Annotated in this window: 1 protein-coding gene; it reads right to left on the bottom strand. The window is 71.5% G+C overall.

The features are described 5' to 3' along the window. Positions 1–17: 17 nt before the first annotated feature. Entirely contained in the window at positions 18–17,810 is a 17,793-nt protein-coding gene (locus ACPXBU_RS01300) for a toxin glutamine deamidase domain-containing protein (RefSeq protein ID WP_425755754.1), read from the bottom strand. Between the last annotated feature and the right edge of the window lie 170 nt (positions 17,811–17,980).

Here is a 17,980-nt window from a genome sequence, read left to right as displayed (position 1 = left end):
ACGCGGCCCCGAGTCGTTCACGGTGTCTCCGGTGCGTCGGCGATGAGCAGGATCAGCCGGTCCACCTCGGGGAGACCGATGTCGCCGCGCTCGCCCAGGTGGCTCAACCGACGGACCCAGTAGTTCCGGGACGTGGAGTCGAGGTGAACCACCGTGTCCCGAATGATCAGCTCCGCCGCGTCGACGTCGTCACCGGCAACACGACCGAGGGCCGTCAGCATCGCGACGTCGGCCGCGGGCGGGCTGGCCACCTCGATGAGTCGGTGCAACCTGTCGTACTCATCCGGGTCGGCCTTGGCCACCAGAGCGCGCAACGCGTCCTGGCGGGCATCGGCGCCGTCGGCGGCGAGCAGCGCCAGCGCCTCGTTCCCGACGCCCGCACTGGCGAGGTCGATGACCGCGGCCGCCGCCTGATGCGCGGCCTCGCCGCCACCGCCGACCGTCTGCCAGGGCGGGTCGTCGAAATCGTCCGGCAGGAGAATCTCCTGGACGAAGGGCACCAGTTGCCGGCCGCCGTCGACGGCGAGGATGTCGTTGAGCGGTTGCCACTCCCGCTTCGCGGTTTCCCAGGTGGGCGCGGCCAGCCAGAGGCTGATCATCGGCATCGCGATCTCGGCGGCGAGACCCAGCAACGGACTTCTGGCTGCCGGACCGTCCGCCACGACCCGCGTGTGGTTCAGCGACGTCAACTGCATGGCCCACTGGGCCCGCTGTCTGACCGTCAGGTGCCGGCGGGCCGGCTCGAGCGCGTCGAGCGCGCCCGGCAGGTCGTCGGCGAGGGCTCGGCTGACGGCTTCGAACAGCGGTGCCGTGACCGAGCGCGCCTGCGCGGTGGTGGTCGGCCCGGCCTCCGGCAGCGGTTCCTCCCGCAGCGGTGGTAGGTCCTTCACCTCCAGGTACAGGTCGCGGGCCAGGCTGGCGAGTTCCTGGTACCACACACGGGCCTGCGCGACAGTGCCCCGGCGGGCCCCGTAGGACCGCACCTCCACCACTCCGAGCTCGGCCGAAAGGCTGCCGTCCGCCGTGTCGAGCTGGTCGTGCGTCGTCATCCCGGGGAACACGTGCTGCTGGTCGACCAGTTTCCCGTGCAGCGCCGAGAGCAGGTACATCATCGGCGACATCAGTGGTGCGGCGCGGGACGCGGTCCAGGGCTGTTGACGGCTCGACAACCGCACACCGACCCCCGCGCCGGCCACGGCTCCGAGCTCGTCCAGGTAGCCGTTGTTGTGGTCGAGGTAGAACCGGGCGAAGCGGTTGTGGATCGCGTCCGCCTGATCGCTCAGATAGAGCCGCGCCCACCAGGGCAACTGTCGGACGTAGAGGCCCAACGCGGGCCGGGACAGGGCGGCGACGTGTGCCTTGGTCAGGCTCATCGGGGCGAGCAGGTATTCGGCGGCCCCGGCCGTGTGTGCGTACACCAGCGCGAGCACACCCTTGATCGCGTCGAGCACCCGGGCGCTGGGCACCTGACCCGCACCGGCGAAGTACCGCAGGACGTGCTCTGCCTCGCGATCACCGAAGGCGACCCCGTCCTGCTGGTTCTCCTTCGTGCGGTAGGCGAGCAGACCGAGCGGGGCCGACTCGTAGGTGACAGAGCTGTCGCGCCAGGTGCGCTCCCCGACGTGCGCCAGGAACCGCGACAGGCGCTCGATCGGCGTACCCATCGAGATGTGCCAGTGCCAACCACCCTCGTCACCTCGCGGTGGCGGACCGATCGTCCCGCTGGCCGCCGGTTCGGCCACCACCTCGGCGGAGGCGAGAGTCGCGGGCAGGGCGACAGTGGGCAGGCCCGCAGGCCCCTGGACCGCCTCGAACCGGTCCTCCAGCTCCTGCAGCTGCCGCCAGAAGTCCTCGGTGTCCTCGATCCGGCCCTGCTCGCCGGGCAGGTTGCTGATGATCCCGGTGACCAGCTCGGGCATGGCGACCCACACCGGGTCGCCGCTGGCCGGGTCGCCGGGGAGCAGGTACCCGCGGGGCTCGCCGTCCTCGGCCTCCTGGGCCGCATAGCGCAGCTCCTTGTGCTCCACCTCGATGTGGAAGCTGCCGTCGCGGGCACGGGCGAGAATGCCGTCCGATGACGCCTGCTCCGAGTCGTTGGCGTGGAGGTCCATCGGCATGGTGCGTTCACCCTCCAGCCCGCCGCCGCGATACCCCTTGCTGGCCACCGGGTCCAGCAGGGCCTCGGCCAGCGGCCGCCGGGACGTGCCGCCGCCGCGGACCACACCGTCCGGACCGATCACCAGCGCACGTGCGTGGACGTCCGCGTCGTACTCCCCCGGTGTCTCCTGCGGCGCGCCCACCCGCGGCGTCGCCCCCGGATCGGTCAGGTTCAGCCACAGCACACCCTCGTCCGCCGTGTGATACGCGGCGTACACGTGCCCGAACCCCGACCGCGTCCGCTCCACCAACACCACCGCCACCGAACGCCGGCCGAGGTCATCCGCGCCCAGCCGCGCCGTCAGCCCGTCCCAGCCGTCGAACCGCTCCCAGTCCCGCCGATCCCCCAGCCACGCCTCCGCCGGCCGACCGAGATCCGAGTCGTCCCGCGTCCGCGGCACCCGGACCGCGTGCGCCAGCGGGCCACCCGGAAACAGCCGCGACACCAGCGCCTGCACCACCGCGAGACAGTCCGCCACCGTCGCCCGACCGGCCGGATCGACGCCGCGGCCGGCGGCGACGACCTCGCCGAACAACCTACGCAGGCCGTCACCGGTCAGGGCCGCAGAGCCCTCCAGGGAGTCGGTCGCCGACTCCGACCGCATTTCGTCGTCCCGGCTGACCCGGCCGCCGAGGTGGAAGAGCCGGGCCAGGTCACGTCGGTGTGCCGGCCCGGTCCCGACCTGGTCGATCAGGGCCCGTGCGGCGGACGGGCGGGCAACGGCGCTGGGGCCCGGCGTTGCCACGATCGAGGTGTGGTCCACGGCCCGCACCGCCACCACCAGGGCGAGTTGCGCCTGGATGGTGCCGAGGTCCAGCCGCGCGGCGGGCATCCGCGCGGTGATCGCGTCCGGCGTGAGCAGGAGGGCACCGGGCGCCGTGTGCGGATCGGCCGTCGCCGCCAGCAGCACGCCCCACTCGGCCGCGTACCCGTCGACGAGCGTGGCCAGGCCCTGCGTGTCGGCAGCGGAGTCGAGAGCGGCCTCGATGCCGCCGTGCACCTGTCGTACGCCGGCGGAGCGCAGGTGACGGACCAGCTCCCGCAGGTCGGTCCAGGTGTCCGCGGAGTCGTCGGTGATCCGCATCGTGACCGTGCCGCCATCGGGCGCGACCGTGACGTTCTCCGGTCGACGCAGCCGCGCCGCCACGGCGCCGCCGTCGACCGACGCACGTGCCGGATCCGCCGGGTCGAGTCCCAGGGTCAGGGTCAGCGCGGCGTCCGCGCCGGGCGCGAGGCCGGACAGCACGCCACCGGTGCGGTACGGGAGGGGATCGTCACCCACGTCGAGACGGTGGCGCACGTCGTCCTCGACGGCCCGGAACTCGTCGGGATTGTTGACGAACCCGTCGGCCGGCCACCGGTGCGGGGCCGGTGTGCCGGGTCCGTCGTCGGCCGACGCTCCGGCCAGGTTCACCGCGCCGTCCGTCGGTGCGGGCGCGACCGGCGGCGCGGCGGGATCGGGTACGCCCTCGGTGGTGGCCACGAACCGGATCCGGGACGGGTCGGGAGGCGCCGTCGCGGGCTGACCGGTCTGTTCGTCCCAGTAGGTGGCCTCACCGTCGTCGTCGCGGAACACGTTGAACGCGTGCGCCACGTCGCCGTCGGCGCCGTTGACGACCACGATGCCGGCGGCGCCGTCAGTCGCGTTGCGCATCGCCTCGGTGACCGCGTCGAAGCCCGTGACGTCCCGCAGCGGATGCCCGGCGTACCAGGACAGCACGCCCACCTCGGTCGCCACCGACTCCGGAACGACGAACGAGCCCTGCCCCCCCGTGCGTATCCGCAGGTCCGTCACCATCGACGCGAAGACGCAGTCGGTCCGTGAGGTGGTGGGATCCGTGCCGCTCGATCGCAGATACGGATGCCTGGTCAGCACCTCGCTCGCCACCCGGGGCGGACCGACCTCGGTCCACCCGCTGCGGTCGGCAGGCGTCGCACCGGCCAGGTCACCACTTCCCGGCCCCGGGGTGGGCGGGCCGGTGGGCGGACCGGTGGGCGGACCGGTGGGCGGACCGGTGGGCGGACCGGTGGGCGGACCGGTGGGCGGACCGGTGGGCGGACTGGAATCCTCTGGTAAGGCCCAGTGCACCCTCCGTTGCCGCCCCCCGCCACCGGCGTTCCCGCTGTCGCTGGCCTTCCCGACGCCGCTGGCCTTCCCGACGCCGCTGGCCTTCAGGACACCCCTCGGCTTCCCGACACCGTCGGCTTTGCGTGCGCCCTCGTAGGGCTGGTGGTCGGGCGGTAGCGGCCGGCTGGCCGACGGTGCCGTCAGGGACACCGGCTGCGACTCCGTACGGACCGGAGCCGGCGGTCGCCTGTCGGAGCCGTACCGCTCGGCCAGCACGTCGGCGAGGTTGTGCGAGGGAAGCTCCTTGTGGAACCGACCACCCCGGAACTCCTCCCAGTTGTGCGCCGCTCGCAGGCCGTCGCGGACCTCCTCGTTCGTGTAGCCGAGCACCTGGCCGTCCTTGTCGACCACCACATGCCGGTTGGCGAACACGGGACCGACCCACCCGCGAGACAGCTCCTCGACGAACGTCCGGTCCGTCCCGGCCATCACGACCAGGGGCGAACTACGGGAGACGCCCGCCGTTTCCAACGTGTCCAGGACCCGTGCGGCCGTTCGGCCGCCGATGGTGGTCGTGCCGTCCACGGTGATGCCGCGGCCGATCACCATCGGCGCGTCCGGGTGTCCCCGCAGCCCCTCGATGGCGTCCACATGGGTGTCCCGGTCGGCCGCGCCGGGCAGGTAGACGCCCGCGTCGACCTGCCGGCCGGGATCCACCAGGGCGAACGGAATCCGGGTCTCCACGGTGCCGGCGAGCAGCCAGGTCCGCGTTGTCTTGCTCCCCACTGGGGCGTCCGGGCTCAGCCGCTCGGCGAGGGCGTCGACGGACCCGCCGAAGCCGGCGAGATCCTCGACCCACTTGGCCGCGTCGCCGACGGTCTGGCCGGCGTTGCGGACCGTGTCGACGATGCCCTCCCAGACGACGCTCGACACCGTCGAGGTCTCGCCGGTGATCTCCAGGAGCACGTCGCGTTGGCGCAGTACGACCGGGTGTTTCTCCTTGTGGGAGCCGGTCTTGGCCGGCGCGAAACGCCGGCCGCGTCGGTCGGACCAGCGCAGTTGGGTACTCGCGCCGATGGTCTCCGAGCCGATGAACGACACGCCCAGGATGGTGAAGTTGATGAAGCTCTGGCCACCCGGGGCCGCACCGAACTCCGGCCGACCCGCCGAACTGGTGCCACCGCCGCTGTCGCCCGACGCGTCGCCGGAGTCCAGTTGGCGCGACGTGACAGTGGGGCTGCTCGCCGCCCGGACCCCGTCGCCCTGGTTCAGCGAGACGAGGGGGGCCAGTGCCACGGTCACGCGTTGCTCGACCTGGCTGGTGGAGGTCAGGACCTTGCCGACGATCGGGAAGTACTCGAACACCGCGCTGGCGTCGTGGCCGGGCACGAAGTCGACGGGCACATCGGGGTCGCCGGGGTTGGGCTTGTGCTGTTCGGCGGGGGGCCGCCAGGGCGACGCGGCGATCGTCTTGATGGTCAACGTGCCGTCGACACCGACGCCCATCCCTCCACTCGGGAAGGTCTGTTCGACTCCGCCGCGTTTGAGCAACGAGTAGAGGTTGCCCCCGCCGACCTCCCCGTCCACGAACCCGGTGAGCTCCCACTGGTTGACGCCGGGAAGCACCTCGAGCACCAGCTCCTGCAGCTTGGGGAGGCCGCTGAACCAGCTCACCCGGAACTCCGGTCCCAACCCCTCGGTGGGACGGAAGGACCGGAGCGCGCCGAGGGTGAACCCGCCCATCTCGTTGGCCCGGGAGGTCGGGTTGATCCGGACCCCGTGCAGGGTCTCCCGCCCCGCCGGGTCGCCGCGCAACACCGTGACCCCGGGCGGGCGTCCCGTACCGTCCGGCACCAACGGCTGGGTGGAACCGTCGGCCGCCATGAACTCCAGCACGGCGCCGGCCTTCAGCCAAGACTCCTGGCCCGCCTCGTTGGCCGGATTGGTCCAGAGCGACTTCGCCCAGGAATAGATGGTCGGCGTGATCGCCGTCATCAGCCAATCCTTCAGTGTCATCACCTGCACGTCGACGCTGATCTCGAAGGGGTAGTACATGCGGGCCAGCCCACCCTTGGACTTGGTGATCACCCGCGGTTCCTGCCGGTCCCGCTCAAGGTCGGCCTCGCTCCGCTGCCGAGACAGCTCGATCTGCGGAGTCCCCCCGATCAGCCGCACCGGCTCGTGCCGCTGCGCCCTCGTGTGCACGGGGCCGGAGAGGCGACCGGTGTGCGACTTCACCCGTTGCCTCGCCTTGCCCCGGGACTCCAGGTGGGTCCCGTGCATCTCCATGTCGGACTCCGGCGCGGGTACCGGATCGAAGGGGCGACCGTTCTCGTCGACGGCGCCGGTCGTGGAGGGGTCGATCTGGTGGGGGATCTTCCGGCCGTGCAGCCGCAGCGGGTCGTGCAGTGGGTCGGGGCGGGCAAGCAGTTTGTAGTCGACCACCATGGTGCCGCCCCGGTGGGTGATCGCGCGTTGGAACCCGGCCACCACCACCGGGTACGGGGACGGCCCGGAGCTGAAGTACCGGCGGATGTCGCCGCGCGTCACGATGCTCGACGCGTGCAGGGTGATCCAGTCGTAGAGCCCGGCCGAGTAGCTGTTGGAACCCAGGTCGGTGGCGCCGTCGGCGTCCACCTTCAGGCTGCGCAGCGTGTGGTGCAGCAGCTCCCGACCGGCGGGAAGTCTGATGTCCAGCACCGAGGCGTCACCCAGGCCCAGCCGCTGGCTGATCCGTCGTGGTGGATACACGGCGTCCGGGCCCGGTTTCTCGCCCGGCTCGGGGGGCAACAGGTCGAGGGCGGCCTTGACCTGGGCGTGCAGCGCGGGGGGCAGACCCGCGATGAAGTCGACAGGCCGCTGGAAGTCGGCCGGCACACCGTCGATGTCGGCGAAGTGGTCGACGTCGGGCCAGGACCGCTCGAGATCCCGCCAGATGGTCGCCATGTCGAGGATGCTGACCAGCGCCTGGATGCCGTCCTCGACGTCGATCGCGCTGTCCGACGCCGTCGCCGGCAGTGCGGCCTCCCACATCCCGCCGAAGAGTGAGCGGAGGCTGCTCACCAGGTTGCGGGAGGCCCCGGTGAAGGTACCGACCATCGTGACCGGGATGGTGATCGTGTAGATGCGGGCGCTGATGTTGTTGATCCGGTAGTCGGTGCCCGCCAGCGTCTTGGTATCGCTGACACGCTCACGCGTGGACGTGAGGTACGTGGCACTCGGCGCGTTGCCATGGGGGTGCACCGCATTGGCGCCTGCACTGTGGTACCGCGTCTCCTCCCGGCTCCGGGTGAACGCGCTGGTGCCGGTGACCGGGATCCCGTCCTCCACGTAGAGCTCGTAGTCCCGGGGCTGTGGCACGTACCGGGGCACCTGATGGATGTAGGCCTGCAACTCGTGCCGGCCTTCCGCGTCGGCGAGGAAGCCCGGCTCGAATGCCTGCTCCGAGGAGTGCGCGCCGCGCAGCGCCACGTCCATCACCGCCAGCAGCCGCTCCTCGCTGATGAAGACCCGGCGGGTGTGCGCGGACAGGGTGGTCGGCCAGCCGGGGTTGTTGCCGATCAGCTTCGACCACCGTGCGACGAGGATGTCCGGAAGGTTGCTGAGCCATTCCTGTAGCGGGGCGAACTGGCTCGTGGCGAGTTCCGCGAACATCTCGTCGAGCGCGGCGCTGCCGCGGACGGCGTCGATGCCCGCGAGGTTCGGCAGGCTGGGTCCGACGCTCAGCATGGCGTGGTCGAATTCGGTAAGGGCCCGGTGACTGATCGGCCCGCGCCGGGGCGCGGGTGCGGTCAGCACGCGCATGTCGGGCACCCACGCCTCGTAGGAGACGGGTTGGTCCCCCGGTGTGAACGTCTCGTCCGGTGTGTCGTGGCCCTCGTCGTATGCCTCGGCGCGAAGGTTCGTGGAGAGGACGAACTTGTGCATCGCCTGGTCCTGCTCGGTGTCCAGGACCACCGACCGGCCAGGGACCTGGCCGTACCCGAGGGAGGTGGTGTTCTCCCAGGTCTTGCCGATCACGGTGCCGCTGAGCACCGAGTTCGTCCAGCCGGGCAGCCGCTTCTTCAGCCACTTCCGGACCGGCAGGCTGAGGTTGCCGTCGAGCGCGGCGCGTTTGGACCGGAACATCGACCGGACGCTGTCCAGCCGGAAGAACGAGTCGATTGTCATGTTGGCGCCGAGCTCGTCGGTGAGACCCTCGTACCCCACCTCCGGGTCCTGGTCGGCGGGGATGGAGTACTTGATCCATTTCCGGTGCGTCCCGGAGGCGGTGAGCTTGTCGTAGGGCACCCACAGGCCGGTGCCGCGCAGGGCACCGATCATGCCGATCCGGTGCGCGCCGGAGCTAGTTTCCAGCAGACGCCTGTGGTTCTTCGCCAGCAGCTCGGTGGCCGGCGCGGTCTTCGGCAGGTACCCCTCGCTGCGCAGGTAGTCCTCCACCTGCATGTCCAGGTCCGGTCGCGGATCCTCGGCGGTCCCCTGGGGGGCCACTGTGAAGTTCTTGAAGACCGCCATGCCGGGACCGTCACCGTCGACGACGCCGCGCGGTGGGTGGCGGACCTTGTCCGCGTCGCGCAGCGTGTACGGCAGGTATCGCACCCGGGCGCCATGGCCGGCGGAGTTCCCGGACCACGTGCGGGAGGGTGGCGCGGCGTGCCGCTCCTTCCCGCCGGTGATCAGTTCGAGCTTCCACCTCATGCCGACGTCGGCGACCATGCCCCGTCGGATCGCCTTGGTGGCCGTGGGGTCGGGTGCCATGCCGGGCCGTTTCGGGTCGGGTTCCCGGCCGGACCGGAACCCGCGGCCCACGAACGAGACCGCCCCGCTGTTGTGGCCGATGGTGGCACCGGTCCCCAGGCCGAGGGTAACCGAGGGGCCGCCCGAGAAGAACGTGCCGGGAGTCGTGGCCCCCTTGGTCGGCGCCTTCAGGAGTGTCACGCCTCCGCTGACCGGCAGGTCGAGAGCGTTGCGCAGCACGACCGATCCCCGCTCGGTCATCTGCGCCTCGGTCAGGAACTCCAGCGAGTTGTCGCTGGCCCGGCTGACGATACGGCTGGTGTCATCCGTGAACGGCACTCCCGACAGGCGCAGGACGCCGAGCAGTCTGCCGTTCGCGTCGTGGATCGGGTCGCTGTAGGCAGCTCCGTCGCGCGCCCGCTGGAAGACGTTGTGCATGTTGCCGTGCCCGGCGAAGCTGAAAATGTGCTTCTGCGACCTCGTGTTGAGCAGCCCCGCGCGGTTCCCCCGCCGGGCACCGAGCCGGCGGCCACGGCGGGGCGAGCGCACGGCCGGCGCGCCACGGCCGGCGCGCCGACCGCCGGCGTTCCTGCCCCCGGCGGCCCTGCTCCGCTCGCGTGCCTCCGCGATGAGACCGGGCAACTCGCTCAGGATGCGCAGCGGCAGCTCCGTTGGGTCGTGCAGCGTGTCCAGTGACATCGGGTACGAGGCGAGAGCCGCGTCGTCCGCCACTGTGGTGTCCTCCGGAGGATCCGGCACGGCGATGTGCTGTGGAAAGAACACCACCAACCGCTCGCGTACGCTGTTCGACTCCGGGTCGCCCTCGATGTCCTGCCAGGGGTCGTCGGGATCGTCGAGAGTGGGTCGCCCCGGGGGCGTGACCAGCCGGGGCGGGCGGCCCGCCGGCTCCGCCGTGACCCTCATCTCCCAGGTGTAGAAGTGCGCCAGTCCTGGTTCCCGCAGTCGCTCGATGGTCGCCGGCCCGGTGCCGGTCTCGACGAAGGCGGTGCGGGTCTGCCGGTTGTGGGTCAGCCGGGGCACCGCCGACACGTTGAGCACCCGCAGCGGGCCGGTCGTCCCCAGACCCAGGAACTCCTGGATGGGCAGCGGCAAGTCGCGGTAGTTGATGTTGCTGTGGCTACTGGTGGAGGAGACATCCGAGAAGCGCCGCTTCTCGCCCTGGGTGACCGGGGGCGGCGGGTAGTCCGGGGCGAGGTCCCGCTCGTCGTGTCGGGTGAGCGTCGAGTGGAAGGTCAGCCGTACCGCGTGGCGGCCGCTTCCGACCACCTGTACCGACCCGCTGCGCCCGGTGGAGGACGGCAGATCATCCACCAACGCTATCGGTGTGGTCAGGCGGGCGATGTCGCCCTGGATCTCCGCGTCCTGAGTCCAGCGCCCCAGCGGGCGGACGGCAGCGAGCGCCAGCTCCCGCATCCGAGCCGCGGCCTGCTCGGTGATCACGCCCTCGGCGCCGATACTCAGATAGCTACGATCGCCTTCGGCCTCGTCACGATCGCCGAAGATCGTCAGGTCCGACTCGCGCTCGTCGGCGATGCCCTGCCACTCGTGGAGGGCCTCGCGGGCATCATCGGCTCGCGCCGTGGCGGAGTCACGCACCATGCCGGCGTCCCGGGCCGCCCGGGTCAGGCGGGTCGTGGTGTTCGCCAGGTCCGTCTCGGAGGGCAGGCGCTCGACCTCGGTACGCAGCACATCCCGTTGCGCGGCGGCCTCGTCCCGGCTCGCCGTGGCGGCCTGGGCGGTGGCCCTGTTCTCGGCGTGCTCCTCCTCGGCATGGCGCAGGCGTGCCCGCAGGCCGTCGTCGCCGTCCAGGGCGGCGCGCCGCTGGCGCAGGCTCTCCGTCACCGTTTCCAGGCTCTTGTCCGTCGTGGTGATCGTGGCCCTGGCCTTGGTGAGGGCGGCGTCGGCTGCTCTGCCCCGGGCGCCCTGTTGCCGCCCCTCCCCGACGATCGCGTCGAGCCGTTCGTTGAGCTGGGCCTGTTCCGCCATGAGGTGGATGCGGCGCCGCTGACCGGCGGTACGCTCAGCCGGGGCGAGCGTCGCGAGGCTCTGCTGGTTGAGGTTGTCGAGCTGTTCCTCGATCTCCTCCAACCGGTCCTGCGCCGTGTCCCGCTCGTCCTCCAGCCTGGTGATCTTGGCTCGCGCGGCGGCCCGGTCGGCTTCGGCCTCGGCCCGGGCCCGCTCCGCGTCCGCACGCGTCTCCCGCAGGGCGTCGTGCTGCCGCTCGGTCTCTGCGAGCTGCTCGGTCGCGTCCGCCAGCGCCTTCGTTGCCGCGGCCACCTCGCCCTGGCTGACCTGTAGCGCCCGCACCGCACCATCCGTCTGCTGCTGCCGGTCCCGCACCGTCTGTTCGGCACTCGCCAGGTCGTTCCTGGTCTGCGTCGCCGCCCGTACCTCGTCCCGGTGGTCCCGGAGGCTCTTGTCGGCCTTGTCGGCGACGTGCTGGGCGTCGCGCTGCCCGGGTTCGAGCACCGTACTCAGGAGCAGTTTGGTCTCCCGGAGCATCGCGTGGATCTCCGGATTGGGGTAAAGCTCACCGTCCTCGGGATGGTCGGCGAAAGCCCTGGGAGCACGCGGGGCAGGGGTGGATTCGTCACCGCCGTCCCGGGCCCCGCCCCGGCTGTCCGCGCCCTTCCCACCGCCCGGACCCGACGGGCGCCCAGCCCCACCGCCCGGACCGTCCGCGCCCTTGCCACCGCCCGGACCCGACGGGCGCCCAGCCCCACCGCCCCCGGTCGCCGACGAGCCCTGTCCCCCGGCGCCGCGGGTGTTCGACGTCGCCTTGCCCTTCCCCTTGCCGGTCGGTGTGTCGTCGTCCGAGGTCGACGACTCCAGCATCGCCTCGACCGGCGGGAGCAGGTCCTGGTCATAGGTCAGCGCCAGCAGCTGGCCTCGGGCGACCCGATAGTCGCGCACCAGGTCGACGAGGCCAGCCCTCAGCGTCTGCTCGGACATGCCGGCCATGCCCGCTTCCAGGGCGAGGAGTCGCCGGTCGAACGCGGTGACCGCGGAAAAGGCGGCCGACGAGCCCGGCTGTCCCAGAGCGGTCCTGATGTCATCCAGCCGGTCGTCCCGGAGCGACACGAACGCCTGCACGATGTCCTGCGCGTTGCCCGGCAGCGCCGCCACCAGCTGCGCGGCGTCGTCGACACGGGCCAGACCCACGGTGTACGTCGGCAGCGCGCCGGACGAGCGCGGGGTCACCTCGGTGTCAACTGTCTCGGTCGCCGCGCCCCGCAGGCGTTCCACAGTCGGTACGGTCTCCGCGCCGGTCGCCCGGTTCACCTCGTGGCGGGCGTGGTCCACCTGGAGCAGCGCGTCGCGCAAGTGCTCGCGTGCCGGCCCCGAACGGCTCTGGTCCGAGTTGACCACACCGGCGAGCCCCTGCCGGGCCGCGTCGAGGACCGCCCTGGCCGTCTCCACCTGCTCGGTGCGGTCCGGGCCGTCCGCCGTGCCGGCCTGGTCGGTCAGCGCCTCCCGCAACGCCGACTCGACCCGATCCGCCAACCCGTCGAGCTGGTCCAGGACCTCCTGTGCGGCGCGCCGCACGCCGTCGACTGTCGCCGGCACCAGATGGTCCACCCGGGCGACGGAGTTGGTCTGCACGCTCGTCAGCGCGTACACCCAGGGGTTGTTGGCGTAGCCGCCGAGATCCGGATCGACGACCAGTTCCCAGCCCTGCGCGGTCGACTGCCAGTAGTTGCCCTGCGCGTCGACGTTGAGCACCGAGTTCGGGATCGGCGTGAGCTGGCCGTGCGCTGCGCCGTACGCCTGTGCCGCCGCCTGGACGCCACCAAACGGCGCGGTCTCGGTGGGTGCCCACTGCTCGGAGCGGGCCCGGGCACGCTCGGCCACCTCGTGCGCCTCGTTCGTCAGGGCGAGCATGTCGGCGACGAAGTCGTCGGTGCTGTCGAGCGTGGTGTACGGGTCGTACTGCACCCCGGGGGTGGCGTCCTGGTGCGCGCGGTTGTTCCGCTTCTCCACCACGAAGATCGCGCGCGTGCCGTCGGGCGACAGGTGTGGGGGGAAGCTGGCCAGCTTTCCGAAGAGGTCAGCCTGGCTGATGTTCACCACCGGCACGCCGGTGAGTCCCTCCTGGATCAGCTGTCGCACCGAATACCGCCGGTCCGTGCCGGAAACCCGGTACAGGGCATCGATCCACGACAGTCCCTGTTGCTCGGCCGGGTGGTTACCGAGGCCCTGCTGCTCCTGCCGGTAGGCGTTCTCGATCGCGTTGGTGATGTCCAGGATGTTGCGGCTGACGTAGTCACGCACCGCCGGGGGCAGGTTCGCACCGTAGTGGATCATGTCCTGCCGGCTGAGCAGGAGCACCGAGTTCTTGCTGATATTGGATCCGGCGATCGGACCGATCACCTCGCCTGTCGCATTCGTCAGGACCTGGACGAGGGCGCCATGCAGTTGCGTCGGCTCCTCGAACTGCACGAGGTCCTCGATGTCGGCCGGGGAGAGGGGCTGCCCAGGGGCAAGGGAGCGAACGAAGTCGGCCATCAGGCGCCGGGCAATCCGGTCGGCGACCCCCACCGCCTCCGACACAGTGCCGGCGGTGGCAACGCCGAGCCCCGCGGCGTCCCACTGGGCGGAATTCATCAAGGTGGGAAGCGCCGCCAGGGATCCGCCCGCGGAGAGCTGCAGGTTGATGTTCTGCCCATGGACGTTCGTCGGATGAAAGAGCGTCTGATCGGCCATGCCCTGCTCGACCTGGACGTTGTCCGGGGTCTGCAACGCCTGGTACAGCGCGTCGGCGTAGTCGCGGCTCTCCGGTGGGACCTGGTTGAGCCAGTCGTCGAGATACCCCCGTTGCCAGTCCGCGGACGGTTGCAGGGCTTCGCCCATCGTCAGCCCGATGCGTCCCGCGTCCTGCAGCCACCGCATGAGCGCCTTCCCGAGGCCGTGATACTGCGCCACGGTGAAGGGGACGGTTCCCTCCTCCCCCGGCACCGCCGCACCCGGGTCGTAAACCACCTCGGCGGCGAGCCACAGCTCCTGCCGGTGGCCCTGGTAATGCCGCCCCTCGACCGCTCGGAGATGAGCGAGACCGGGGTACCAGCGGTCCGAGTAGCGGCCGTACACCGGGGATTTGTTCTCGCCCTTGACCGTCAGCCCGAGTGAGTGCACCGTGGCGACGGTCTCGCCCAGCCACGCCTCCTGTTGGGCGGTTGTCGCAGGGCGCACCGGGGCGCCGATGCGGACATAGCCCTCCAGTTCGCCGCCGATCAGGCCTGGTTCGTGGGTGTGCGGCACCCGGTCGAGGAGGGCGTCCGCCAGCCGGTCACCACGCGTCGGCAGCGCCGACTCGGCGGCGCCGGCCAGCACCGCGCCGCTCGTCAGGTCCACCTGCCGCAACGCGCCGTCGGCGTCGGACACCAACCGCACCGCGCCCCGCAACTCCCCCGGCGGGCGATCCACCTCGAAGTCGACGAACCGACTGTCGGACCCGTCCGGCGAGACGTCCCCCTGCGTCTCCACCAGCACGAACCGTGACCCGGAAGCACGCCACACCAGGGCCATGTGTGCCGGCGTCTCGCCGTTGCCCGTCGGCGGCAACCACACAGGCGTCATCGCGCCAACGGACAACCCGGCCAACCGGCCGACACCACCCGCCGGCCCGAACCAACCTCCCAGCGACTGGGCCACCACATCCCGGACTCGCGGGCCATCCACCTCGGCCACGATCGGCACGCCGACCCGGCGCAGCACCCCCGCGACCCGATCGGCGCAGTCCGCCGCCCTGTCCCAGGCCGGCAACTGGCCCACCGCCGACCACAACCGCCGATCCACATCGCCGCGTTCCGGGGCGACGCCGTCCGCCCCCTGCCCGACCGGGCCCAAGCCGCCCGGCTCACTGCTCGGCTCGCTGCTCGGCTCGTTGGCCGGCTCGCTGGCCGGTCCGTTGGCCGGTCCGTTGGCCGGCTCGCTGGCCGGTCCGTTGGCCGGCTCGTTGACCGGTCCGTTGGCCGGCTCGCTGGCCGGTCCGTTGCTCGGCTCGCTGGCCGGCGACTGCGCCGTTGCCGGCAGATGCTCGACCTGGTCGACAGCAGCCGGATGGAACCGCTGATCGGTGGACGTCGGCACCGTCGAGTGGTCTCCGCCCACCACCTCCGGGCGGCTCGGGCCGACAAGCGTGTCGACCGACGGCAGGAGCGCGGCGCCGGCGACGCTGCGCACCTGTTGGTGCGCCGAGTCGTACGCGGTCAGCACCCTCGCGATGTCGGCCCTCGCCTGCTGCTTCGACAGGCTCGGCAGCGACTCCTCCAGGTGCGTCAGCGACTGCTGGACCGACCGGACCGAGTCGCGGGCGGCCGCCACCTCCGGGCCACGGTCCGGCGGCGACGCCTGGAGCGCGCCGATGATCGCGTCCTGCGCACCCACGAACGCGGCGCGGGTGTTGGCCACCACGTGCGACACATCCTGGGTCGACGACGCCAGCAGGCGCTCCACATTGCCGCTGCGGGGATCGCTCCTGCCCACCGAGTCCTCTGCGGACCGCGGCAGAGACGGATCCGCACCGTCCGACCGGTCGGTGCCGAAGCCCGGTGTCTGCTGGACACCGGGGTCCGAGACGGTCCGCAGGTCGGCTGAGCTGCCCGGGTCGGTGGTCGCACGGTCGGCCCCATGAGTACCGTCGCCCCCGACCACCGTGGTCGGAGGGCCCGATCGGGCGGCGCCGCCATCGAGCGACTGGCCCGCGCCCACCTGTGCGCGCTGCTGCCCCTCCCCTCGGGCACCGCCAGCGTCACCCACCGGTGACGCCACACCACCCGACGACGCCACACCACCGTCGGCCTGTCCCGGACCCGACCCCACACCACCCCGCGAGGCACCACCAGCACCACCGGTTTCCGGGGCTCCGGCCGCGGACTGGCCGCCGGTGATCTGGTCACCGCCGACGCGAGCGCCGTCCCTCTGCGCGACCTCGCCGGATTGGCCACCAACGATGTTCTCGGCCGGCAAACCGTCCGACAGGTGGCCGGCATTCTCGTTCGAGCCGACAGGCGAACCATCGCCGAGCCCTCCGCCCGACCGGTCAGCGACGCCGTCGCCGGTTGGCGTGCCCGCGACACCGCCGGCCACATTCGTCCCGCCCTGGCCTATGGAGTTGCCAGCACCCTGCCTCTCACCCCCGTCCACCACGCCACCGTCCGCCGCACCACCACTGGCCACACCACCGTCCGCCGCACCCCCACTCGCCACACCACCAGCCGCCGCACCCCCACTCGCCACACCACCAGCCGCCGCACCCCCACTCGCCACACCACCAGCCGCCACGCCACTCGCCGCGTGGCCGTCTGCCACACCACCACTCGCCACGCCACCACTCGCCACGCCACCGGCCGCCACACCACCACTGGCCACGCCACCGGCCGCGTGGCCGTCCGCCACACCACCACTCGCCACGCCATCGGCGATCCCCGCCCCACGACTGACGGCCGCGCCGGCGTCGCCGTTGGACGACTGAACGCCGGAGCCGGCCGCGCTACCCTCCGAAATGCCGCCGGTTCCCGCGCCTGTCGACGCCTGCTGATCCGCTGCGCTCGACGCGCCGGCACCCAGCCCGGCACCCAACCCGCCGCCCAGCCCAGCGCCCAACCCGGCACCCAGCCCAGCGCCCAACCCGGCGCCCAGCCCGGCGCCGGCGCCGCTGTCCCCGAGGAGGGACTGCCGAACCTCATCGGTGGCGGCCGACGTCTCTCCGGTCCCGGCGTCACTCTTCTCGTCGCCGACCAACTTCTCGTCGCCGACCAACTTCTCGTTGTCCCAGTCGATGCCGCTGTTGTTGCCGTCGTCGACGGAGTAGGCGGGTGGTTCGCTCGTCGGCTTCTCCTGCTCGCCGTTGACGCCGGAGTCGCCACCGCCCTGCTGCCCGTCGCCACCCACGGGGGCCGCCTCGTCGTACCCGTTGAGGTCCGGCAGGTTGAGGCCGTTGGCCAACTGCTCCGGAGTAGCGGCGTTGCCCTCGTACAGGCCGCCGACGAAGGCGCTGGTCGCTGTCCCCCACCGCCACTCGATCGGCGCCCCCACCGCAGCCTGTCCGGCGGCCTCAGCCGGCATCGCCACGGCCGCCTGCGCCGTGCCCTTCGTGAAGAGGGCGCCGGCCCGGAACACACCGTCGGTGATGTAGAGCGTGCCGTCCGCACCCACCCGGTCGACCTTGGCGATCCTCCCCGCCGCCCAGTCGACGGCACCCGAAGCAGCGGAATTGGCCAGACCGGCAGCCGCACCCGCGATCACCGTCTGAACCAGAGTCTTCTTGATCGCGTCCCAGTCGATGCCCTCCCGCACCCCATCGGCATCCTGCGCCGCCTGAATCACGATCATCAGCAGCGGCTCCTGCGCGATCTCCTGCCCGATCTCGACGAAGAGGTTGCGAAGAATCGCGGTGATGATGGCGCGAAACCCACCAACAACCAGCGGAATCGCCAACGCTCCGAACAGCGACGCGATGAGCCAGGCCAACTGGATGGCCAACAGCGCCAACTGCACCACCAGCAGGATCTTCTTTTCCTGAAGCTCGGCCGCACCGTTCTTCAGGTCTTTGCGCATGCTTTCCACAGTCGACCGCAACTGGTCGATGTAGTCGACGAGGCTGTCCAGCGACTTCGTGACCCCGTCGGCGAACACTCCGCTCAACACGGCCGGCACCCGAGAACGCTCAGCCACGAGCGTCTCCTGGGCCGTATCCAGAACGTCCCGAAGGTGCTCCCACTCCCCGGAGTGCGCCCGCATCCCGCTCTCACTGCCCGTCGGCCAGGTCGCGCCGACGAAGAAGTTCAAGATGTGGTTCAACCAGTCAGGAATGGGGGTGTCCATGCCGGGCCGCTCCCGCTATCCGGTGCTCGTCGACGGCGCGACGGCGTACGCCGACCCGTCGACGCTTTCCCGGCTGCCCACCGTCAGGTTGCCGCGCGGTCGCAGTGACAGCGTTCGCATCTCGGCTCCACCCCCCTGTCACACCCGCACCGGATGAGCATGCGACGGCG

The sequence above is a fragment of the Micromonospora sp. DT231 genome (assembly GCF_049847025.1).
GTDB lineage: Bacteria > Actinomycetota > Actinomycetes > Mycobacteriales > Micromonosporaceae > Micromonospora.
Note: the sequence above shows the minus strand (reverse complement) of the source record. Positions and strands in the feature narration are given on the sequence as shown.